This is a genomic window from Chroococcidiopsis cubana SAG 39.79 (assembly GCF_003991895.1).
GTDB classification, from domain to species: domain Bacteria; phylum Cyanobacteriota; class Cyanobacteriia; order Cyanobacteriales; family Chroococcidiopsidaceae; genus Chroococcidiopsis; species Chroococcidiopsis thermalis.
Genome location: NZ_RSCK01000007.1, coordinates 57,507 through 80,168, shown reverse-complemented (window position 1 = coordinate 80,168; position 22,662 = coordinate 57,507). Strand labels below are relative to the sequence as shown.

Annotated in this window: 18 protein-coding genes; 8 read left to right on the top strand and 10 right to left on the bottom strand. The window is 37.8% G+C overall.

The genetic code is table 11. The features are described 5' to 3' along the window. The first annotated feature begins 159 nt into the window (after window positions 1–159). The 8 genes from DSM107010_RS06875 (at window position 160) to DSM107010_RS41110 (ending at window position 8,057) form a co-directional block, all read left to right on the top strand. Window positions 160–1,026 carry an ABC transporter permease gene (locus DSM107010_RS06875; RefSeq protein ID WP_127022639.1) on the top strand — a complete coding sequence of 289 codons (867 nt, stop codon included), beginning with the start codon at window positions 160–162 and terminating at the stop codon, window positions 1,024–1,026. 97 nt (window positions 1,027–1,123) lie between these two features. Then, complete coding sequence (locus DSM107010_RS06870; RefSeq protein WP_106169222.1) at window positions 1,124–1,723, top strand: class I SAM-dependent methyltransferase; 600 nt, start codon at window positions 1,124–1,126, stop codon at window positions 1,721–1,723. A 90-nt stretch (window positions 1,724–1,813) separates the two neighbouring features. Next, window positions 1,814–3,118, top strand: a complete 1,305-nt coding sequence (locus DSM107010_RS06865; protein WP_106169223.1) for an ABC transporter ATP-binding protein — start codon at window positions 1,814–1,816, stop codon at window positions 3,116–3,118. Between the two features lie 4 nt (window positions 3,119–3,122). Next, the gene (locus DSM107010_RS06860) at window positions 3,123–4,052 is read left to right on the top strand and encodes an FkbM family methyltransferase (RefSeq protein ID WP_015156550.1); all 930 of its coding nucleotides are present in this window, start codon (window positions 3,123–3,125) and stop codon (window positions 4,050–4,052) included. A 58-nt stretch (window positions 4,053–4,110) separates the two neighbouring features. Next, window positions 4,111–5,037: a methyltransferase domain-containing protein gene (locus tag DSM107010_RS06855; RefSeq protein WP_106169224.1), complete on the top strand. Its 927-nt coding sequence runs from the start codon at window positions 4,111–4,113 to the stop codon at window positions 5,035–5,037. A gap of 63 nt (window positions 5,038–5,100) precedes the next feature. Beyond that, the gene (locus DSM107010_RS06850; protein WP_106169225.1) at window positions 5,101–5,742 is read left to right on the top strand and encodes a class I SAM-dependent methyltransferase; all 642 of its coding nucleotides are present in this window, start codon (window positions 5,101–5,103) and stop codon (window positions 5,740–5,742) included. Window positions 5,743–5,804: 62 nt separating this feature from the next. Next, the gene (locus tag DSM107010_RS06845) at window positions 5,805–6,983 is read left to right on the top strand and encodes a glycosyltransferase family 4 protein (protein WP_199755427.1); all 1,179 of its coding nucleotides are present in this window, start codon (window positions 5,805–5,807) and stop codon (window positions 6,981–6,983) included. Between the two features lie 471 nt (window positions 6,984–7,454). Further along, the gene (locus DSM107010_RS41110; protein WP_241994147.1) at window positions 7,455–8,057 is read left to right on the top strand and encodes a glycosyltransferase family 4 protein; all 603 of its coding nucleotides are present in this window, start codon (window positions 7,455–7,457) and stop codon (window positions 8,055–8,057) included. Window positions 8,058–8,532: 475 nt separating this feature from the next. Here DSM107010_RS41110 and DSM107010_RS06830 read toward each other — a convergent pair whose 3' ends face one another. From DSM107010_RS06830 to DSM107010_RS06785, 10 genes are all read right to left on the bottom strand, one after another. Then, window positions 8,533–10,152 carry a hypothetical protein gene (locus DSM107010_RS06830; RefSeq protein ID WP_106166979.1) on the bottom strand — a complete coding sequence of 540 codons (1,620 nt, stop codon included), beginning with the start codon at window positions 10,150–10,152 and terminating at the stop codon, window positions 8,533–8,535. 311 nt (window positions 10,153–10,463) lie between these two features. Beyond that, entirely contained in the window at window positions 10,464–11,921 is a 1,458-nt protein-coding gene (locus tag DSM107010_RS06825; protein ID WP_106166978.1) for a glycoside hydrolase family protein, read from the bottom strand. Between the two features lie 202 nt (window positions 11,922–12,123). Then, the gene (locus tag DSM107010_RS06820) at window positions 12,124–13,068 is read right to left on the bottom strand and encodes a glycosyltransferase family 2 protein (protein WP_127022636.1); all 945 of its coding nucleotides are present in this window, start codon (window positions 13,066–13,068) and stop codon (window positions 12,124–12,126) included. 5 nt (window positions 13,069–13,073) lie between these two features. Beyond that, window positions 13,074–14,564, bottom strand: coding sequence for a lipopolysaccharide biosynthesis protein (locus DSM107010_RS06815; RefSeq protein WP_206751816.1), 1,491 nt, complete (start codon window positions 14,562–14,564; stop codon window positions 13,074–13,076). Window positions 14,565–14,566: 2 nt separating this feature from the next. Further along, window positions 14,567–15,577: a glycosyltransferase family 2 protein gene (locus DSM107010_RS06810; RefSeq protein ID WP_106166975.1), complete on the bottom strand. Its 1,011-nt coding sequence runs from the start codon at window positions 15,575–15,577 to the stop codon at window positions 14,567–14,569. A 69-nt stretch (window positions 15,578–15,646) separates the two neighbouring features. Next, a complete protein-coding gene (locus DSM107010_RS06805) occupies window positions 15,647–16,606 on the bottom strand; it encodes a glycosyltransferase family 2 protein (protein ID WP_106166981.1) in 960 nt (319 codons plus the stop codon). A 198-nt stretch (window positions 16,607–16,804) separates the two neighbouring features. Further along, complete coding sequence (locus DSM107010_RS06800) at window positions 16,805–18,292, bottom strand: NAD(P)/FAD-dependent oxidoreductase (protein WP_106166974.1); 1,488 nt, start codon at window positions 18,290–18,292, stop codon at window positions 16,805–16,807. Window positions 18,293–18,335: 43 nt separating this feature from the next. Beyond that, on the bottom strand, window positions 18,336–19,361 hold the full coding sequence (locus tag DSM107010_RS06795; protein ID WP_015156537.1) for a glycosyltransferase family 2 protein: 1,026 nt from the start codon (window positions 19,359–19,361) through the stop codon (window positions 18,336–18,338). Window positions 19,362–20,374: 1,013 nt separating this feature from the next. Next, window positions 20,375–21,190 carry a polysaccharide lyase family 20 protein gene (locus DSM107010_RS06790; RefSeq protein ID WP_106166973.1) on the bottom strand — a complete coding sequence of 272 codons (816 nt, stop codon included), beginning with the start codon at window positions 21,188–21,190 and terminating at the stop codon, window positions 20,375–20,377. Window positions 21,191–21,621: 431 nt separating this feature from the next. Further along, entirely contained in the window at window positions 21,622–22,557 is a 936-nt protein-coding gene (locus tag DSM107010_RS06785) for a class I SAM-dependent methyltransferase (protein WP_127022633.1), read from the bottom strand. Window positions 22,558–22,662 lie beyond the last annotated feature (105 nt).

The window sequence follows — 22,662 nt, the reverse complement described above, 5'->3', positions numbered from 1 at the left end:
TCCAGAATAGCATGTAAACAACATCTAAAGCCATCCAATATTGAAAAAAGTTTACTTTCGACTAACTCAAGAAGAGATTAAAACTTAGAGTGAGAAATTGAAAAGCTAATCTAGAATTCTAGCTAATTTATATATAAAACAAGGGGTAAACAGCTGCAGATGACTCGATTAGTTAACCAAAAATTGTCTAAGGTAGTTTACAAGCCCGATAGCCAACTGAGAAATCCGGTTCGGCTATGTCAAGAGATGGCGCGAGATCTACTTGCTTCTCGGGAACTAGCATGGCAGTTAATGGTGCGAGACATTAGCGCTCAGTATCGCCAGTCCTTACTTGGAATCTGCTGGGCTGTAATTCCACCTATTATCACAGCTTTGGGCTTCACTTTTGCTAACAATACCAATATCGTAAATATTGGAGCAACAGATATGCCTTATCCAGCTTACGTGATGTTTAGCATGACCCTTTGGCAGACATTCGTAGAAGCACTAACTAGCCCTATTCAAGCAGTTACTAGTGCAAAGCAAATGTTGGTTAAAATTAATTTTCCGCGAGAAGCACTAATTCTAGCTAAACTAGGTCAGATATTTTTTAGTTTTGCTATTAAGTTAATTTTAATTATAGCGTTGTTTTTGTGGTATCAGATCCCAGTAAGTTGGACTGCGATCTTAGCGCCAGTAGCATTAATTCACTTAGTCATACTAGGAACATGTTTCGGTTTGCTACTAGCACCTCTAGGAGTTTTATATAACGACATTCTCAAAGGGATTACTTACATTACTGGCTTTTGGCTATTTTTAACGCCAGTAGTTTATCCACTTCCTAACGGAGGAGGATTAGCAACACTTGTACAACTGAATCCAGTCACTCCTTTACTAGTAACGACGCGGGAGTTAACGACAACAGGTGTGGTATCAAATCCATTTGGATTTTGGCTTGTCAGTCTTCTTGCCATCATAGGATTGCTCTTAGGGTGGCTAGTATATCGTTTAGCAATGCCTTTTGTAGTTGAGAGAATAAGTTCTTAAAAGAAATTAAATTTTCGAGAAGCAGAATTTTAAGTACTTAAATCGATCGATCTACCTCTTGCTAAAAACTCATTCTACCAATTAGAAATATTATTTTATGATTAAAGTACTGACACAACGTTCCTTCCCTATTTCAATACTAAATATTTTCAGCAGACGTAACACATTAAAAGTCACTACCTTGTCGAAAGCCTCACAGTCAAGACAAGAATCAAACCAATGGCTTAAGTGTCATGCAGCAAATATTGAGGGTTGTGTTCTTTCTATTGGCAGCGATACTGACGAAGATAATGACGGAGGACGGTATCGAGATTATTTCCAGAAATGCTCGTCATATACCACGTCAGAAGCCACTTCTGAGTTCAATGTCGATCTGGTACTTGACGTGCGATCGATGCCGCAAATTCAGAATAACACATTTGATTGCGTGTTCTGCTCTGGTGTACTTGAACATGTTGATGACTATCTTGCTGGTTTAAAAGAGATAACTAGAATTCTCCGCTCGGGAGGTATTTTGTTACTCGGTTTGCCTTTTCGACAAGCAATTCATATGGCTCCAAATGATTACTGGCGTTTCACCGAGCATGGTCTGAGATATATGCTTCGAGATGATTACGAAATTCTCGAACTCAAGTCAATAGATAATTCTGTGCCTAATTTTCCAGCTGCATACTGGCTAAAAGCGAAGAAGCGATGAGTTAGATATTTGTATATATTTTATCAGACTGTTAGATGCACTTACTTCAGCTTTTTTCTTGATTATAGTTAGTAGGAGGATAACTTTTTAATGACAATTAGTATTGCTAGCCAGGAAACATCAGAACAACAATTGGATAATGAGGTAGTTCTTTCAGTTGAAGGAGTTTCCAAAAAATTTTGCCGAGACTTGAAGCGATCGCTGCTTTATGCAGTACAAGATATTGCTACTGAGTTAGTAGGGATACGACAAAAGAGCGAAAAACTAAGACGTGACGAGTTTTGGGCACTTAAAGATGTTAGCTTTCAGTTACGACGCGGAGAAGCACTAGGCTTAGTAGGACCAAATGGCAGTGGGAAATCCACGCTACTACGAATTATTAGTGGTTTAATTAAGCCAGACAGTGGATTTGTGGAAATCAAGGGTCGAATAGCACCACTGATTGCGCTGGGAGCAGGGTTTAACCCAATACTGACAGGGCGAGAGAATATCTATGCCAATATGTCTATTTTAGGTTTGTCTAAGAAAGAAATCGACGAGCGATTTGAGGCTGTTTTAGATTTTGCAGAGATTGGTGCTGCAATTGATGCTCCAGTGCAGACTTATAGTTCGGGAATGGCTGCAAGATTAGGGTTTGCTTGTGCGATTTACACGGAACCTGACATTCTCCTGATTGACGAAGTGCTGGCAGTAGGAGATATAAAGTTTAGGGCTAAATGTTACCGTAGACTAGCTAAGCTACGCGAACAAGGAACATCTTTCATTCTAGTATCACACAACCCGCATTCAATCTTGTCTATTTGTGACAGAGCTATGTATTTATCCAAAGGTAATTTGATAGCAACAGGTAACACTGATTTAGTCATGAATAGATACGAGCAAGATCTATTTTTGAATGGATTAGAAAAATCTTCAGGATTAATGCTTTTATCAGAGAAAGCTAGAAATTCAGAATCTGATTTATATATCATATACTTATGTTTTAAGGATAAAGAAGAAAATATTCTTGATTATCCTATTACTGGTGAACCTACTTATTTTTGTGTGGGATGTAAAGTATCCAAAAAACTTAATGATTTAAGTTTAGCTATATTAATTACAGAAATGTCTGGAGAAAATGATATTGTATTAAATTTGTCGGCATACATGGATGATTGCCCATTACAAATAGATGATAAAAATACTGAAATTCAACTTCAGATGCCTTATCTAGGTTTAAAACCTGGTGTTTACAGTATGAAGGTTCATATTGCTCAAAACTCCCTTACACTTTTTGATGCGATCGAGTCCTTCAGATTTACAGTGAAAGGGAATAAAAGTATGAATCAGTGTTCATTTTACCAGCCGCGGGCATGGAAAGTTACTAATAAATTAAGTTACACCCAGTTGGTTTAAAAAAATGATGGGAAAAACCTTAAAAAAATTAATCTCTACCCCTTTTAGAAATATGCATAAGCAGCAAGCAAATGATTTTGACTTGCCGCAAGCTACAATATCTAGTTCTCATATTAAACAGTTAATTGCACAAGCTAATGAAGGCTTGTTTACTTTTGATGTTCGTGACAAAGCGGTAGGGTGGAGAATTGCACTTGAAGGTGTTTGGGAAGAATCAGAAACCAACTTTATAAAAACGATTGTTAGAGAAGGTGACTTTGCAATTGATGTAGGAGCAAATCTAGGTTGGTACACAATTACGCTTGCTAACTTAGTAGGTAAAGATGGTTTTATACTTGCTTTTGAGCCTAATCCTAGAAATCATCATCTTTTACTAGAAAATATCCGTCTTAACCAAGTAGAAAATCAAGTTAAAACGTATCAATCTGCTCTTTTAGATTCAAAGTCTACTGTAAGCTTTGAGTTATCCGAATCAAATTTTGGAGACCATAGAGTTAGGTTTCGTCACTTTAACTCTAAAGAAGTAGAAAAGTATAATGAAAGCTCTCGTTCAGTTATAACTGTTGAGGCAATTACCTTAGATGAGATTCTTGCGGATAATCTCGAAAAAAATAAAGTAGTAAGATTGATGAAGCTCGATTGCCAAGGTTCTGAAGTAGCAATTCTGAGAGGAGCGCACAAGACATTAGAAAAAATAGAATATTTAGTTACAGAGTATTGGCCTTATGGTATCCGTAGAGCGGGTTATGAACCTAGTAATTTTATTCAAATCGTCAAAAGTAGTTTCACTAGCTTTGCTGAAGTACCAAAGAGGAATGAAGTATTTTATAGCAATTTCAAGCCTATATCGGAGTTCGATGCCCATATAAAAACAGAATTTGGAGCTGATGAAACAACAAGTACAAAGGTCACTGATTATATATTTAGAAAGTAGCTTAATTATTTGCTAACCCATCAAATTATTTTTTTGTAATAGTTGGATAAATTAGGAAATGATTCATAACTCAAAGCATGATTTTATTAAGTATCTGCCTCATACCATAGCTAAAGGCTTAGTTCCTTATGGAATTTATAATTTTTTAAAAAAAGGCAGAACTTCAAGTTATACCAATCTTCTCAATAGCTATCATAAAAGTCAAAAAATTCCATTTAGTTCTGGTTATCAAGAAGCTAAGCTCGAATTCATTCAATCAACCATCTCCTCGAAAGAACTCTTTAGTTGTTTTGTACATCAATTTTTTTTACCTGAAGGTTTTGGAGCTTTTTTTGATGAAAGAGTAGTAGAGTATCCTTGGATTTTTGCCAACCTTAACTATAATCAAAATTCTAAACTTTTGGATGTTGGTCCTGCTCTTAATTATAAATTTTGTCTAGATCGGTTATTAAGCTCTAATCCAAATCAAGAAATTACAATGTTATCCTTGACTCCTGATGCAAGGTGTTTTTATCATAATAAAGTATCTTATGTATTAGGTGACGTTCGATCGCTTCCTTTTATCAACAATTATTTTGAACAGATAACCTGCATATCAACTATTGAGCATGTAGGTATGAACAATCAGAGGTATGGGGCTACAGTCGAGCATAATCCAGAAGATTATATAGTAGCTCTTTTAGAAATGAAAAGAGTGTTAAAAAACTCAGGTGCATTACTTATTACAGTACCTTTTGGTACTTACGAGGATTTTGGTTGGTTTCAGCAGTTTGATGAAACAATGGTTAATAGAATAGTTGAAGCTTTTGTACCTACAGAACACAGCATTACTTACTATAAATATACAGATAAAGGATGGAATCTATGTAGTTCGGATTTATGTTCATCCATAAGATATAATACACACCGCTCTAACGATCCTTTATTTTATACATCTAATCCTGTGTGTGCAGGTGCAGTTGCTTGTATCAAATTAATAAAATAATAACTGAAATAGCATAGTTTCATAGTACGAACAAAGTTTTAAACAAATGATTGGAAGGAATACATGTTAACACTCAAAAACTCTATTTCGTATGCTGTTAGAGGAGTAAATACTGAAAGATTAAATGCTATTTTAGAAAATGCTGGGCAATCTGTACTCGATGTAGGATGTGGTAATGGAACCTACGTACTAAAACTTGCAGATCGATACAATATTTTAGGTGTTGACATTCAGCATTTTGAAACCTGGAATGCAATGCCTCATCTTTTTTCCGTTTCAGATGCTTCTGAACTTAAATTTAAAGATAGTAGCTTTGATACAGTTCTTTCTTTTGAAACGTTAGAACATCTACCAGAACCAAAAGAGGCTCTCAGAGAGTACTATAGGATTTGCCGTAAAAATCTGATTCTTACAGTTCCAAATTGCGATATTACTTCTGGAATGCGTCAAAGCCTCATGACTTATTATCATTGGGTTGATAGAACTCATGTCAACTTTTTTGATATGGATACCATTACTGAAGCAGTTAAAGAAGCAGGCTTTAAAGTTGTAAAACATTACTATATTAATCAGCTTTCCTTACTACCTTTGTTGACTGAAGCGTTCAACTTATCTGGATTATTAGGTAAGCTCGTGCAAAAAATTTTACTAAAAAGACAACAGCGTAAATATTATATTACTTGTCTTGTGGTTGCTGAGAAATAAAAACATAGTATTTTTAGTTTTTTGCATTATAAAGTACAAATGTCAGCTATTCAGGTTTTAGAATGAGCAATAAAAGTAAGATGAGATTACTAATCCTTTTTCCTTCACGGCTTCGTGGGGGAGCTGAAGAATACTCTCTTACTATTGCGTCGGCAGCTGTAAGACAAGGATGGGATGTACATGCAGCATTTCCCAAAACTGAAAAAACAGTATCCTTAATTACTGACTTCTCAAAGAGTGGCGTGCAATATCATGAGGCAACCGTTGATGATGTAGAAACGCAGAAACAGAAAATAACATGGCAATTTTTGTGGTTCCTTAAAACTCTTATCTTATTACTCAAGGTTAAGCCAAATTTTGTTTTGATTAACCTTCCCCTAGCCGATCTCTGCTTAGGTTCTATACTTGCTTGCGCGCTTTTAAAAAAGCCAACAGCTGTACGTTTTGCTCTGATTTTTCCCAACCAGGCATTTACTAATAAAAGATTGAAACTTTACGCATGGGCTCGTGCTAGAAATCAGCAATGGATTGCGATCACAGAATGTGATCGCCAGATTATATGTCAATCATTTAATGTTCCTGAAACAGAAATAGTTCAAATTTATAATGGCGCTAGAACTAATTTACTTTCAAGTCATCGTAACGCCTTAGAAAAAACTGTTGAAATTCGTCGCCAAGTACGTCAAGAGCTAGGACTAGCTGAAACAAGTCAAATTTTACTAACAGTTGCTGACTTAAATCCTCGCAAGGGTCATGGCGATCTTATACCGATAGCACCATACCTAATCAAAGAGTTTCCAAATATTAGGTTCGTGTGGGCTGGAGGAGGTCAATCAAAGAATCTAATCAGTAGATTGCAAGAATATGGAATTGAAGATAAGGTATTGCTGCTAGGTTACAGATCTGATGTGCCAAGGCTTCTGCAAGCAGCAGATCTTTTTATATTTCCGACACATTCTGAAGGCTTTCCCTGGGCTTTATTAGAAGCAATGATCTATAACTTGCCGATCGTATCTTCAAATGCAAGCGGTATTCCAGAAATTGTGAAAAATAACGTTCATGGTTTGTTATGCCATCCAGGTGATAGTTATGGTTTTCTAGAAAACATTCTTTGGGCTCTCAGACATCCCGAACAGATGCAACTGATGGCACAGAATGCTCGATCGCGCGCTCAAGAGTTTTCTGAAGAAAAGATGGTAAAAAAAACTTTAGCTGCCTTGTCCAGATTAAGTCATACATAATTATGCAACATGACTAAATTTGATATAGAAATTATACGTAAGTTCCTTAAGAAAATAGCTTACAAATTTATATTTTTAACGTTTAAAATATTTAAAATACAAACTTACAAATACTTTTATTGTATTCGCTACACTGATTTTTTGATCGATAAGTATTTTAGTAAATCTTCAAGTGAATATTACGATCTCGTTTTCGTGATTTTTGAAGAAAGTAAAGGTTGGATACTTGAAGCAATATGTAAAGAGATTGCTACTTACTTTAAAGGAAAATACTGCTTTCACTACTCATCTTCTTCCCTACCTTTATCCAAAGGATATTTTTTCGCTCACTACTCATTCTATGTAGCATGTTTAAAACTAAATCCATGTCTTTGGGGTAGTAAATCGCTTATTTTCTACACTCACCCCAAAGGCATCATCAATAATGAAGAATTTGTTTATGCGATGAACTGTTCCACGAAAGTCATCTCTATGTGTTCGCAATTCGCTAGACAAATGCTTGCCGATGGAGTGAAACCTGAGAAAGTCAGCTTCATTATCGGCGGCGGAGCCGACCCAAAACTTTTCCGATCGCATCAGCGCATGAATGGAGCTATTGGCTTCTGCACTGCATATTATGCTCGTAAAGATCCCGATCGCATCTTCAACATTATTAAAATGTTGCCTCACCGAAAGTTTATTCTTCTAGGTAGAGATTGGGATCGGTATGAAAAGTTTACAGAGCTGACTGCCATGCCTAACTTTTCTTATATCGAAGCGTCTTATGCCGAATACCCTAGCTACTACGCCCAAATGGATGTCTTCGTCTCCACCGCAATCCTAGAAGGTGGTCCTATTCCTCTGATTGAAGCCATGATGTGCAATGTTGTTCCTGTGGCGAGCAAAACTGGATTTGCTCCCGACATTATTCACCACGGCAACAATGGCTTTCTTTTTGAAGTTGATGCATCTGCTGAATCAGTATGCAAGTTAATCGAACAAGCCTATCAGAGCGAAACAGATATTAGAAAAACTGTCGAACACTTGACATGGAATAACTTTTCACTTGCAGTTCAGCAACTACTAGAAAAGTAGTATTAATTCTCCGAGCGTTTTTGTAAATACTCGCAAAAGATTGAAGCTATATACAGCGGCAGATGTATCAAAAGCTCGGAAGATACTACTTTATCAACCCTAGGTTTCGTTGAAAGACGGCTTGGCACGAGAATGGGACTGGATTCAATCTTTAGCAAAAAGAGAAGAATGCGATCGGGAGAGTAAAGCTTTTATCCTTCAGTTGTAAGATTCACACATCACTCTCGCTACTTTGCAAATTCACGGATAAATTTGTAAGAAATACTCATAGATGATTACGAGACTGCCAATACCATTTTGATCTGACTGCGCCACGGAAGATCCCCCCAACCCCCCTTAACAAGGGGGGCTATGAGCGACCGATTTAGTGCAAGGATAAATAGAATTGGTACAAGCAGCGAGAATTGTTGTTTCACGTCTTTTTTCCAGCTTGGAACAGCTTAGCTCAAATTAAAAATTAAGTTTAACAGAAATCTCAAACCCCAGTTTTAGATTCTACCTGGTATAAATAATAAGTTTCACCAGGAGTAATACTCTGGCTAGAGTTGTATATTTCAGTTAGATGAAGCCCTGGTATCTCCTGATTGAGTTTATGACTAAGTATCAGTAAACTTTTTCTGTTATCTTGTTGTACAAGTCTATTTAATTTAGTAGGAGCTACTGCTTGAAAGTCAAGATTTTTTCTTTGATTCCAGTTAATAAAGCTACCATATCTACTGCTCTCAAAGTAATAAATTGGTTGTTTTAATAAAGCAGCAATGGGAGAAACTTCATTGTCCTGGCTACCAATAATTAAGTTATTTTGTAATTGACTATCGGTAATAAATTTTGCCACTTCTTTGCTAGCAGAAAAGGGATAAATTAAATCCATGCTATAAGCATAAATCCTAGTTAAAAGATGAATGCATAATAAAAAGTTTACGTATTGATTTTTGCGATCGCTTAGAAATTTGGCTGCACCTTTAATAAAAGAAATTACAGGACGATTTGATTCAGGATAGAAAGTGGAAATCCATATGCAAGCAATAAACAGAATAAATAAATGTCCGTGATGCCTTAAAGAACCGAAAAACTTTTCATAAGCAAACCAGATCAGAAGGCATGTTCCGAATGTGTATGCAAATAACACAACTGGTTTCTGATTAAATAGAGCTATGGCAGACAGCAATAGTAATAAAGATAATAAACAAATACATAGTAGTATAAGTTTAGAGCTACTATCATTTATAAAAGCATTAGTATTCCAAAAATTATAATTAAGAAAATTTGGTATAGGAATATAACTTTTCCACACGGATGGCAGAATTGTAAATAGAAGGTAATTAATGTGATTGATTGGCGTTAAGTCTTGTTTGGCAATTCCTTGAAACTTGGCATCAGTAGGTGGAATAATTTGAACAATTGCTATTGCTATACCACAAGTCAATATAGCTATGTTAGTAAAATTTAATCTCTTAGTAGCAGAGCTTTTAGTACAAAATTTTTCAAAGACGATAGTTATTGCTAAAGAAATAGCAATGATTAAGCTATATACGTTCGTATTTGCTAGGAAAGCTAGAATAACTGATAAAAGTAGGTAGTTTCGTTGTTGCTGCGTGAAAAAGTGACAAAAAAGGAAAATCAATAAAACACCTAAACTATAATTTCTACTAATTAAATGATACTCGTAAAAGGGGAAATACCCAAAAGTAAATAAGATTTTCTGCAACTTGGTAAAAGGAGAAAACTTAGCAAATACATAAATTGTTCCGCTGGCAATTAGTAAATGAAAAAGTTGCATTGCTAGCGGATTATCAGTGAATTTAGTAATTGCATATAAAAAGATATACCATAAAATCGGATGCCCTTCATATCTTAAGTTGTTATATAAATCAATCAGAGATGAGCTGTCTCTAGCTATCATCCATGCCTGTAGCTCATCGCGCCACATTTCGTGATTGAGAATACCAATCAAACCGAGTACTAAAAAAACGATAACTAACACATTTATCCAAGCTGTATCTTCTTGAAATGCAAAGTTTAACCAAGATATCTGTTTTCTCAAGCCAAGGATAGAACGATTAAGTCGCTTGTTAGCTTTTAGTAGAACATCCATAAAAAACTCTTAGAGGGTTTCTAAAAAATGACCGATTTGATAATTCTATCTTCACTGTCAGCATGACAAAATATGGAGTAATTCTTGCTTTTTATCATTAGACAAAAAGCAAGAACTGTTAGATGTAGAAATAGTTGCTAAGCACCCGTCCCTAAAACTCTCAAATCTTATGATTTCTAGAAATAGAATTCAACAGACTGCACGGTTATTGTTTGCGATCGGCGTGGAGATCGAGTAATACTCTACTTGAGAATTCTTCAACTTACTTGGAGAAATCTTGATGAATTTTTAGTATATCGTCAAATGACTATTTAAGGTGTTACAACGCTTACATCATCCCATTTTACATAGTCTCCTGAATTTCCTGTTCCCGAAGTACCTAGTTCGACAACCGCCCAGTATCTTGAAATCGGCACGGTGATTTCTAAATACTGCCAAACGTTTTTCTGACTTGCAGTTTTTGATATCTCAGCATCACCATCAAGATAGTCATAGCCCAAAGCTTTGAGCGTTGCTGTTGCTCCGCCATTAACATACACCCATGCACCGATTTTTATATTTCGATTTTTTGGCACATCGCCTAAAATTCGGCGGATAAAAATCTGCTTACCTCGTGATGCTCTACCACTATCGAGTCTGGCGTAGCAATTGCCCCCACGCGCTCCATTAGGATCGCCGCAGATAAAAGCAACATTTGGCGAAGCTCCCAGCCGGACATCATCGTTATCGAAATGTACCCATTCGTTGTCTGCGTTGTTAGCTAATTCAAAACCAGGGTTAGAGAACTTCTTGTTCAACCGCAGATCTTGAATTTGATAGTACGTTGCTGTTGGGTTAAAGTTCGGTGAAATTGCCCATTCGCCATGATTGTCCAGATCGAAAAACAATGCATGGTTATAGCCGTATCTTTTTAGCTGTTGTCCAAAGATGACAAACCATCTTTTGCGATAGTTTTCTCTTTCAGTACTAGAACCTTGATACCAACTAGAAATTGTACCGGATTCGCTTACTACAACTGGCTTTCTAATATTACGAGCTGCTAGCAATCGCCAGGGATTGCCAAATTCACCTTCTCGAATCTGCCCCCCATAAGCATGAATGCCAATAAAATCGGTGACCTTATCGATTCCTAAATCGATCATCTCTTTTAAGATATAGCTGCTAGGACTTGTAGGAGGGGGAGATTCAATTTTGATGTTAGGGTCAATTGATTTTGCTGTTTCGTAAGCAATGCGAGTCATATCTACGCATTGTTGTGCTGTCATCGTACCTTTGCCAAAATCTAGCTCAGGTTCATTGTTGATAATGTAGTAGAAAATCTTGCCTTTGTAACGTTCCATTACGTTACGTACGAAGTAGCGATAATTTGCCTTCCATTGCTCGTAGTTACTATCTCGGTCAACATGATGGCGAGGAGAAATTGTTGAGTGAATTCTCAGTCCAGCTTGGATATATTTGTTAACGACAATATCTCTAGCCGACCAATTGAAGCTAGCACCCTCTCGATTGCCATAAACTCCATCCATACCCATACGAACTAATTGTATACCTAAGTCCTTGGTTTGCTGGATAGAGCGGTCGGTAAATGTGGGATCGGTGTTGTAGCCAGTACCGTTGTTGATACCTAAATAGCTAGTTTGCGATCGCGCTGGTAGAGTGTAGAACAGAGTAGAAGTGACGAGTAAAGAAGTAAATATTCTAGAGAATTTATGCGCTTGTAATAGTGAGTACTTTTGAGCTAGATGTTGTAGCTTTTGAGAGAATTTCATTTTATACCTCTAAATGGAATCAATTCAGAATTAATTGGCTAAATCGCCTTATTTGTTTTCGATGCAGTGAAAGCGAGTGCTAGTTGTCAAGCAACACAGATTGCTGGCTTAAGCTAATACCTAAGCAAGCATGTTTCGATCGCTAAGAATGGTAAGAATTGCTGGCTCTAAATAGATTCTTTAGTAGTTGGAAGAACCTATTTCATGACAGTAATTCATAGAATAATGTCATAAAGCGCAGAGCTAAAAAGACGAATAACTCATCTTGAACAACTTGTTGTTTCCCAAAAAAAAAGCCCGATACATTGGCGATTTGAGACAACATAAATAGAGTTGCGATCGCTAGTGCTGGTTGACCCAATTTTTGCGAAAAAGGATACCTTAACAAGTTGAAATAGAACGAGAAAGGCTCTACTTTGATGCGTTCCATATTGCGACGAGCGCGGACTTGGTGAAAACAAAAAGCACCGCGCCCATAGTTGTAGTGTTGTCGCCAGAATGCGTATAACGTGAGTTTATGAGCGTGATAAACTTGGGCTTCTGGTGCATAAATCATTTGGTAACCGTGCTGTAACCAGCGATCGCAAAACTCTCTATCTTCTCCCGCAGCTAGGGGAAAAGTGGTGTCAAAGCCGCCCAGGGCGTGGAAACGTTCTGCGGGTAAAGCTAGGTTGTTAGAGGCAAAGAAGCTTGACCGATCGCGATCGGCATTGTAGTACTCATAGAGAAAATCAATTAGTACTTGGCTAGCTGTTGAGTAGAGATTATCGGGCAGCGCGTTGAGCGTCCGACCACCGACGAGACAATCTGGTGCTGCCTTGAAACGAACCTCTAGGGTTTTCAACCATTCAGGAGCAGGCATACAATCGTCATCGGTGAACACTAGAAACTTACCCCTGGCGCGAGTCGCACCAGTGTTGCGTGCGTTTGCTGGACCAGAATTTTGTTGCGCGATCGCAGTGAGATTGAGTTGTTTGCGAAAGGATGCAACAACTGGCTCTATTGGTGTCTCACTACCATCATCTACCACTATGACTTCAAAGCGATCTGGGGGATAGTTTAGCTGAGCGATCGATTGAAGGCAATTTGCTAGTCGTTCTGGGCGATTGTACGTAGGGATAATAATTGAGAAGAAAGGTTGTTCCATTCGCTCTAGTGGGGTTTGGATTTTTTGTATTTCTGCACTGTGTTAGAGAGGACGAAAGAGCGTACAAAAACGATTTCATTTGTACTCAATTCTCCCAACAGAAAAAACGAGAGCGGAACTAATAGTGTAGTCAATAAAAGTTTTAATAGTAGGAACCAGTCAGGAGTGTCCCAGTAAATAGCCAGAGCATAAATCAATCCAGAGATGAGCGTGCTACGACACAGAGTTTTGGCAGGCGGAAGAACTTGCCAGAGGCAGTAGACAGCCATTACCGTCGCTAGCGAACCTGTAACGGCAAACAAGGTAAATACCAAAGAAGCACCTATATGTCCTAAGCGAGGAACGAGCAAAAGGTACCCGATGCTTGCTATGGGTACTAGTGGTGCAGTTAGGGCAAATGTCCAGTTGGGTTTACCAGCAGCAGTTAATATAGCGGTGGTAACAGAAACCATTGCAAGAGCTAGGGTACCAAAGATGAGTAAGGACAATATAGGAGCAGAAGGCATAAACTTTGTACCAAAGAGCAATCTGATGATTTCAGGTGATGCTCCCGCAGTCATAGCAGCTAAAGGTAACATCACTACAACAGCACGCATGGCATTACGACTGATACTTTTCGCCAAATCTCGATCGCCAGTAGAAAGAGTACGGCTGAGGGTAGATAGTAGTAAAGGTGAGAAGGAAACAGCAAAAATACTGGGAATTAGCGATAAATTTTGAGCAGCACCGTATAATCCTGCCTGTGTTGCTGTTCCTCCTAGTATTGTTACGGCAAACAAGTCTAGCTTTTCGTAAAACCGCATTGAGAGTGCAAACAGAAATAGCGGTAATGCATAGTTCCAGAGTTGCCGGGCTGGGAAGGAAGATTTAGCCGATAGAGAAGGACGGATGTAGCAGCGGCAGATTGCTAGTTCCACTAAGGAGGCACCAACGTTGCCTAGAATTGCCCCAGGTACAGAAAGCCCCATTTCAACTAAGACAACAATTAAAAACAACCGCGCCAGCCAACGTCCTGCTGTAGCAAACGCTCTTTGACTAAAAGCTCCAACTCCCACCAGGATGCTACGGTGAGCGTAAGCTAAGCAGAAAACAGGGATGTCAAGAGCGAATAACCTCAGATAAGCAGCAATCGCTGGCTCTCCCAAAATTTTTGCAACTGGTGAGGCAAACAGCCAAACTAACAGCATTGCAATACTACTCACGACAAGATGCAACCACAACACTGTCGTTCCCACAGGTCGCCAATCTTCAGCTTCACCGACAAATTTAATCGTAGCGCGGGTAAAAACTGACGTGATACTCCACTGCACCCATGCAACCAGAGTTGCTACCAGTGTATATAAACCATAGCCCTCTAGTCCAAACTGACGGGTAAGGAAAACAGCAGTTAACAACCCTGTTGGTAGTAATAGAGCCTCAGCTAGAAATAACTGAATGGTTCCACCTAAAATATGACGACCAGATTTTGTAGAGACTGGATGCATCAGCTTAGACAAAATTAAGAATGTTCCCAGCTAGCTTCGACTTTGCTGTATTTTGTTAGCAAATAACTGGGACTGAAATAACCAATTACAAGACCACTAAAAAACAAAGTAAGTGATGCTAAAGCAATTGGTAATGCTAGTGGTAAATGAATTAAGAGGCGCGGTTCTTCAGAAAAAACTGCGTAAAATCTGTATAGAAATTCTTTTAATTTATCTAGACTAATTGATAAACAAGCAATTAGATCTGGCAATGGCTTAATAGTTATTTCTTGTGATAATTGCGAGTCGTTGATAATTCTTGAAACGGCGAGAGCATCGTAACCTAGCAGTAAGAAACGCCAGAAAAAGTGTGATAAACCATTAGGTACTGCATGGGTGGCACGAGCTTGAGGTTGCCGCCAAATTTTATAGTTTTGACGCTCTAAAGCGCGGCAGTGAACAGTGCAGTTTCCCCGATACACAGGGAGTTTTAATGGAATGGGGTGACACAGTAAAAAATTACGACGAAAAGCAACGTTGTTGCAGAAGTAGCTAGATGATATGTATGGTGCTTTCGATCTCGTAAATCTAGGAAAGATGTAAGTTAAGGCGATCGCCACATCATAAGAGCTTATAGTAGACGTAGTTGTTTCTCCAGCAACAATTTGGATTTCAGGGTTTTCTACGAAGGGAGTCAGTATACTTCTAAGCCAATTTAGCTCATATTTACAATCTGAATCACACAGAACAATAATTTCTCCAGTAGTTAGAGCAGTGCCTTTTAGTTTAGCTTCATAGTAACTGATTCCTAACTCAATTTTGCGAACTGTAATCCAAGGAAATTTCCTCTGTAAATGCTCCATCATTTCTATAGGTACGTCCCCACTCTCCATAATTAAAATTTCGTTGGCATTTTCGGGAGATAAGTCTTGCACAGCTAGTGTATCTAGACAGGCAGACAATCCTTCGATATCGGCACTTGCTAAATTTTCTGTTTCTATAATGATTGAAAAACTAGGTAGTTTAGGATGGAGTTTTGATTTCATGAGTATCTCTGGTTAGATATTGCTCGAATTTCAGTATCTAGTAGTTTTTTTATATCAAATCTATAAATTTCACTCTCTAGAGGCAGTTGCCCCTGTTTTTAGCTTCAACTTTTCCCAAGCACCAACATATCTGACAAAAAACATAACTAAAGAAACTTTTATTTTCTGCTCAAGTCCTTGCAGACGAGAATCTAGAAAAGTATGAAAAACGAACATTAAAGGAGGAGTTAAATCAAAGATCAAATTCTTTAAAAAAATAAAGTTGCTTCTGATAAAAGAATTATCTTGTCGCGTTTGTAAATTGTAGGCTCCTCCAGCAAGGCGAATGGTTCTTATATATAATTGTTTCCAAGAATACCTAGCTGGGTGTAGAACGCAAGCATCATCTGTATAAACCAGCTTATAACCAAATGAATTAACTCGCCTTCCCCATTCAACATCACCATTTGATTTTAAAGTAGCATCAAATAATCCTACTCTCTCGATGACTTTTTGAAATGTAAAAAGGTTGGCAGTTGCACCATATTTATGCTGCTCAACTAATTTTTTTTGGGGAAATGCAGTAATACTTTCATAAAGTTCAACAGGTGTTATGCAACTTAGATTTTGAAAGAAAATTTCTATTTTGCCTGCAACTAACCCACAATTAGGTACTTGCAATAAGTTTTTCACCCCTTCTTCTATCCAGTTAACAGATGGAATACAATCGGCATCAGTAAAAGCAATAATTTCTCCCTTAGCCAAAGCTATACCTTTGTTTCGTGCTGCATAGGAACCTGGAAGTTTCTCATAAGTAGCGATCGCTTGCCCAAATTGGCACACTATATCCTGAACATCTTCAATTTTATCCGAATCGTTATCGATTACAATTACTTCATAAAGGCTCTGTGGATAAGTTTGATTTTCCAGAGCCTTTAAACAAATTTTCAGCCGCTTAGCATCGTTAAAAACTGGAATGATTACAGAAACAAATGGTCTATCCCAATAATTTATGGGTTTAGGGCATTCTCGATTATTTAAGCCGTTCATCGCCTCAATTTTAGAGTAATTAGTTTGTTGACTTATCATCTGGCTAGTGAGGTTTGATACAAACAGCAAGAGTTTCAAGTCCACTATCTTTAAATAATTGGCGAGCAGAAAAATATTTTTTGAGACCAGTTTAATTTTTATAAAATTCTGCTCTAAGAAGTTCTGAAGAAAGCTACATGTAATTCTTCCTGTTCTAGGTTAATTACTTTGCGAACTTACTGAAGTGAATTGCCGTTCGTTGCCGATCGCTAGTTTCTTCAATCGCTCTTCTTTAGTAAAATCTTCGTAGTAAGAGCGTTCGGTATTGACATTCCACAAATCATGCTGCTCTCCAAGAATGTTTTTAGCTGCTAGCAGTCCAGTTAGCATGGAATGATCCTGATTGTTGTAGCGATGCATTCCATTACGCCCAATCGTTTGTAAGTTGTCAAACTGCTTTAAATATTCTTGAATGACTTGGAGATGCTGGCGATACTCGCCGTCATATACAGGATAAGCTTTGCGCTGATGAATCACAAATCCATCCTCGATCGCGGATAACTTAGACGCTAAGTTTAATTCGACAACCTCGCGACTTGCCAGATCGATCAATTCTGTATTAGATAATTCCCAAAGAGCATCGCCCTCACTACAAAAGTACTCCATCCCCAGACATGTCTTATTAGGGTTGGGAACCATTGCAGCACTCCAATTCTTAAAGTTTTGAATCCGCCCTACTTTGAATTCTGGGCTGTGAATATAAATCCAATTGTCAGGAAATAAATCTGGTTGGTTGACGATCAGCGCCACAATTAAAAAATCCCGATATTTCAAGCTACGTGCTGCTGTCAGTACCCGCTCGGGTGCTGGCGGATCGAGTCTTTGTACTAGTGCTGTTATAGGCATACTAGAGATGAAGCGATCGCCAAAGATCTGAATTGTGCGATCTCCTTGTCGGGCAGTAATGCTCTTAATCCAAGTTCCTTCCCGTTCGATGCGAGTTACTGCGGTGTTCAGTTGCACCATAGCACCCTGACTCTCAATAATTTCCTGGCAACGCTCCCACATCATTCCTGGATCTAAAACTGGATAGTCAAATTTTTTGATTAAGCTCTTAGCATTTTGACTACCGAATAAAGCGTTAACAACTGCTCGTTTGAGCGACATCCCTTGAATACGTTGAGCTGCCCAATCTGCCCGAATTCGACTGCAAGGAATACCCCAAACCTTCTCAGTATATGTTTTGAAGAAGATCCTGTACAGGCGATAACCAAAACGATCGATCGCCCAGTCTTCAAAATTGTCCGGTTCAGGACCGGGAAACAATCTCGTTTTGACCTTTGCCTTCAAGTAGCTAAACAAAATAAAGATACTCGGAATAATGCCCAAATTGGATAACGTATTGAACAACGACAGTGGATAACTGTAAAACTTACCTCCGTAGTAAATCCGGGATAGCCGAGGAACTTTGATAAAATCGGCTGCTAAAATTTCTTGCCAAATTTGCTGTACTTCACCAATTTTGGTATAGAAGCGATGACCGCCAATGTCGAAGCGGTAGCCTTTATATGTCTCTGTCCGTGAAATTCCACCTACCTTATCGCCTGCCTCTAAGACTATAGGTTTGATACCTTGCTTGATAAGTTCGTAGCCAGCAGTTAGACCTGCCGGACCTGCACCGATAATAACGACAGAATAATGGTTCATATTCATATATGGGTCAATCCAGTTGTTTAGTTAAATTCTGAGTTCACACAAATTTAGAAGAACTCGTTTTGAGCCAACCCCACTGCCGCAATTGATGGCGCGCTGTACCGATAATGAATGCTAAACCACTATAGAAGTAGTAAAACCAGTGCCAGGGGATGACTTGGAGCGCGAACCGTATCCCCCGTTTGCGCCAAAAGAAGTGATAGACAGGTAGGTTGAGAAATAAGAGCGCCATGCATATTCCCAAAGCTACGGCTAAAAATCCAGACCACCAGAAGGCTGCACCTACAGCAATAAGTAACCCGAATACTAGTACGATGCTCAGGCGATTAGAAACTTGGAGATTCAGATCGTTAATTAATAGGCGATCGCGCCAAATCAATTCCGTCCAGGGAAGGGCACGATAGTAGAAGTCAGCCTTCAGTAGAGAACCAACTTCCCATCGCTTTAGGTGCTTAACCTGCAATGCCTTATTCAGTCGAATTTTATAACCAGCTTGTTTGAGTCGATAGCCCAATTCAATATCTTCTATGGAAGCCTGTCGATAACTATCGTCAAAACCCTCAACTTCCAGAAACACCTCGCGGCGAATAGCACCGCAAGCACCCCAAAAGGTTGAAGCTTCTTCACAGCCAGACTGATGCACGTAGTGGTGCAACAGGTTTCTGTACTGTGACAAGAAGTTGGTTGCATCTGGGGTATCATCGTAGGAGCCAATCAGAGCGGCTAAGTCTGGTTCGCGCTTGAAAGTGCTGACTACTTGACTGATAGCATCTGGACGAACGACTACATCGGCATCGACAAAAAATAGGATCTCACCTTGAGCAAAACAAGCTCCTAAATTACGTGCTACAGCTGGACCGCTCCGTGTATTTGTTCTCACAACTTGAGTCCCAAATTCTCTAGCTATCAACCAAGATCCGTCTGTATCTCCATCCGCCGCCACAATAATTTCTAATGGAGAAGGGATTGTGTTAGCTAGAGCAGACAAGCAGCGACGAAAATTCTCTCCTCCGTTATAAACTGGAATAATGACAGATACTTCAAGTTCATGATTGCAAAACATAATAAAACATATCTCAAAAGCTTGTCATAACAGTTTTACAGGGCAATGCCTGCGTTTTAAGTTATTCAAATAAAACAGCATTAGCAATTTATAAAGAATAGCTAATAGATGCGATCGCGGATTTACAAATATTCTATAATTAATAAAATAATTGCCTATACCCTTAAGGTAAGGTCTAAGAATTTGTATTAAAAGTTACTGCCTGAGAAGTAAAGAATCGCCTGATAGCTACCAGTGAATCTCATGAATCAATTCTGAAATTTCTTCTCTCTCTTCTTTAAAATTAACTAATCTTGAAAAGCCAAGAAGGTATTTTAAGTACAGGTACTCTCTTGACCAAAGTTACTAGAGCGCACTCTTAGTGTCTTCTCTGAATAACTTAGCAGCTATAGTGCTGCCTCATTTATACTTTAACAAATCTGATATACACATTTTTGCTTCCTTGTTATGGTCTCTTAACAGCAAAAACTTGTCGATACAGAAAAGTTCGGAAAAGTTCAGTTATCTTGACAAAGCTGGCTTTTGTGGCACCAATATTTTTGGAAATTGTAGTTATTTCTGAGTATATAGCAGAAAAATATATACAAAAAAATTATTTTTTTATAAACAAACACATACAAAAGACCTCCTGCATGAATCAAAAAATCATGGATGTCATTCTGTTGGCGAAGCCTTCCCGAAGGGTACGCAACGCAGTGTAGTGAAGAATCTCCCAGATGTTTCGCCTCGCGTGTGGATGACAATTCAAGTATTCACGCAGGAGGTCTAAAGAACTAATTCAGGTATTTGTAACACGCTACCAACACCTGAATTAGTTGATATTTTCAGTAGATAAAAGAATGAAATATCGATTTAGTTCAAAAAGCGATAGACCGATCGGTTAAGGAAATTGGCTTTTCCAAGTCCGATCTGAGGCAAAGTATTGTAGTGTTTTAATTACTACCATATCGCTCTATAAACTTAACTACTCAGCTACCGATCGCGAACATCCTAACCAATTAATTCAAACAATCTCAAGGTGCAACTTGTCCAAAGCTAGAATTTGCATCGCCTAAGCGATATTCATCAGTATAAATAATTCGAGGGGCAGGACCTCGAAAGTTGGGATTGCCTTTGTATAATCCCATTTTAAAATACGGTCCTGTACCTTCATCATTCCAAAACGTAGCTCCTTGATAGTTGATTTTTTGAATGTAGTCACCGCTACCTGTTTTCATCCAAAGTCTAAAGAATCCATCATTGTTCCCCGTCCATTTGACGTTCACTACAAAATCAGTCCATTGCCCTCTTATTTCAGAAACTCGCGCTAAAGTGTAGTTAGTACATACAGCATCTACAGTATCGCCTCTACGTTGGAAATCTAAGATAAAGTTACTACCTCGGCGCGAGATTTTAGAACCAACACCACCACACGGATATCTCCTACCTGGTCTGCTAGGCCAAGCCGCAAATTGGTTGACAATATCAAAACCTGGATCGGTATCGCTCCAGTCTAGGGGGACAAACATCGACCAGCCGTACCAATAGGTTTTGCCGATTTCGGTTCTGCTCATTTCTAGCTCGGCACGTTCTCCGCAGCGGTCTATTCGATGTCTGAAAGCTGTTTGTCCAGCTCTTGTTATGTCGTACGAAGGTTCTATTCTGGAACAATTCCTATTTATAGATCGTGAAATTTCAGTCAATGAGTCAATTATACTTGCATGAGACTGACGTATTCCTACTACAAGCAGAAAGAACGTACTTAGAAGTAGAGATCTACTTAAAAATAAGGCTGAATGATGCAAACATTTTTTCTGATGTTTGTTCTGGCGATCGGTTTTTTTGGACATTATCCTCATTCTCATTGAATTACTCTCAACTTTTAGTTTGGAATGAACTCTATTTGAATTCATATTTTGCTTTTTAAAGAAAACGGGTGAAGTTTTAAAATACCGATTGTCAAGCAAGTTCGTTTGCTTCTCTAACACAAAAAACAATTGACTAAATTTCTATTTATTTGGTTTGATTAAAAAAAATCTGTATTTCTAAGCCAAAATCAATTTTTTAATTGCATTTTTATTAACTACAATGCCTGCATTTCATAAAAGCTACGAACTGTAATCTTAGCTTCAGATCAAATTTAAATTGACGATTTAAAGTTAATTTTTTGAATTGAAACAATCTCTACCTGACAATATGTTGACTTTGTCTTTGTCAGCTTTTATCAGTTTTTTGCAAATAAATTATTTGTAAAATTTTTGTTTTCCTTAAAACATTTTCTTTAAATTTGACTAATTTTTTTAAGCCAAATACTACCTCCTGTATTTTTCATGCATAACGGCATTCTTTGAATAAATTTATCTTGATGAAAAAGCTCTAGAAATGTATTAAAAAAAACTATTTCATAGTTGCGGTTATATTGTAAAAAGGCTCTCAGCATATAAGCCTCATTCCACGCCCTACCTTCAAATATCCATTCTCTTGGATATTCAAAAGGGTAAAAAATATCATGAAAATGTATATAAACTCCTTTATTTAAAAGCGGTAATATTTCAAAGAATATATGGTTAACATCACTATCTACTTTTGATACATGAGTTGAGTCAATAAAAAGAATATCTCCCGCATTTAATTCAGAAAACTTACCGATGTCCACGCTCTGAAGCTTTGTAGGGACTATTTCGATTTTATTTTTGTCTGTTTCTTTGATTAAAGATAATAATAATTGTGGGTAAGGCTCAATAAAAGTACAAGTTATTGAACTATTAAATAGTAAGTCGTTAGTATCCAAAATTAAGCAAGATGAATAACCAGAGCCTACTTCAATAATTTTTTTGGGCTTTGCATGATTAATCATGCAGTATAAACAAATTGCATCAGAATATGAATAGGAAATGTTTTCGTAGAAATATCTTAGATTTTCTTGTTGATTGGGAGTGAAAGGTAAACTTAGATAATATTCGCTAAATTCTTCAAATAGCTCAAGTTGCGCTTGTTCATTCAAATCAATTCCAGAAACTTTTTTTGTAAGGTGTTTGCTAAATATTTCGTCTTCTTTAGATTTAATCTCGGTTAATGATGGAATTGGTGAGTAAAAATGACCTGGAGGAACCCAAGTTTTATATAACCTTAACTTACCTAATTCAAGAAAATTTTGTTTTAAGTAAGGAGTGTTATAGAATAATTCCTTAATTGTACCTTTCAAGTTTTTTTTCATATTGGAAATAGCTTGATTTAGAAAAGTTTGTATTGTTGTAAAACAGATGAATCGAATACTTTTCGTTGCGCTCAACTCATTGCAGCACTACAACCGCTCTGGTTT

Coding starts and splice junctions, on each gene's coding strand:
- DSM107010_RS06800 (WP_106166974.1), bottom strand. CDS start 18,292: ATGAACCATTATTCTGTCGTTATTATCGGTGCAGGTCCGGCAGGTCTA.
- DSM107010_RS06830 (WP_106166979.1), bottom strand. CDS start 10,152: ATGGATGTTCTACTAAAAGCTAACAAGCGACTTAATCGTTCTATCCTT.
- DSM107010_RS06845 (WP_199755427.1), top strand. CDS start 5,805: ATGAGCAATAAAAGTAAGATGAGATTACTAATCCTTTTTCCTTCACGG.
- DSM107010_RS06855 (WP_106169224.1), top strand. CDS start 4,111: ATGATTCATAACTCAAAGCATGATTTTATTAAGTATCTGCCTCATACC.
- DSM107010_RS06870 (WP_106169222.1), top strand. CDS start 1,124: ATGATTAAAGTACTGACACAACGTTCCTTCCCTATTTCAATACTAAAT.
- DSM107010_RS41110 (WP_241994147.1), top strand. CDS start 7,455: ATGTGTTCGCAATTCGCTAGACAAATGCTTGCCGATGGAGTGAAACCT.
- DSM107010_RS06860 (WP_015156550.1), top strand. CDS start 3,123: ATGATGGGAAAAACCTTAAAAAAATTAATCTCTACCCCTTTTAGAAAT.
- DSM107010_RS06865 (WP_106169223.1), top strand. CDS start 1,814: ATGACAATTAGTATTGCTAGCCAGGAAACATCAGAACAACAATTGGAT.
- DSM107010_RS06825 (WP_106166978.1), bottom strand. CDS start 11,921: ATGAAATTCTCTCAAAAGCTACAACATCTAGCTCAAAAGTACTCACTA.
- DSM107010_RS06850 (WP_106169225.1), top strand. CDS start 5,101: ATGTTAACACTCAAAAACTCTATTTCGTATGCTGTTAGAGGAGTAAAT.
- DSM107010_RS06810 (WP_106166975.1), bottom strand. CDS start 15,577: ATGAAATCAAAACTCCATCCTAAACTACCTAGTTTTTCAATCATTATA.
- DSM107010_RS06790 (WP_106166973.1), bottom strand. CDS start 21,190: ATGTCCAAAAAAACCGATCGCCAGAACAAACATCAGAAAAAATGTTTG.
- DSM107010_RS06805 (WP_106166981.1), bottom strand. CDS start 16,606: ATGAACGGCTTAAATAATCGAGAATGCCCTAAACCCATAAATTATTGG.
- DSM107010_RS06785 (WP_127022633.1), bottom strand. CDS start 22,557: ATGAAAAAAAACTTGAAAGGTACAATTAAGGAATTATTCTATAACACT.
- DSM107010_RS06875 (WP_127022639.1), top strand. CDS start 160: ATGACTCGATTAGTTAACCAAAAATTGTCTAAGGTAGTTTACAAGCCC.
- DSM107010_RS06795 (WP_015156537.1), bottom strand. CDS start 19,361: ATGTTTTGCAATCATGAACTTGAAGTATCTGTCATTATTCCAGTTTAT.
- DSM107010_RS06820 (WP_127022636.1), bottom strand. CDS start 13,068: ATGGAACAACCTTTCTTCTCAATTATTATCCCTACGTACAATCGCCCA.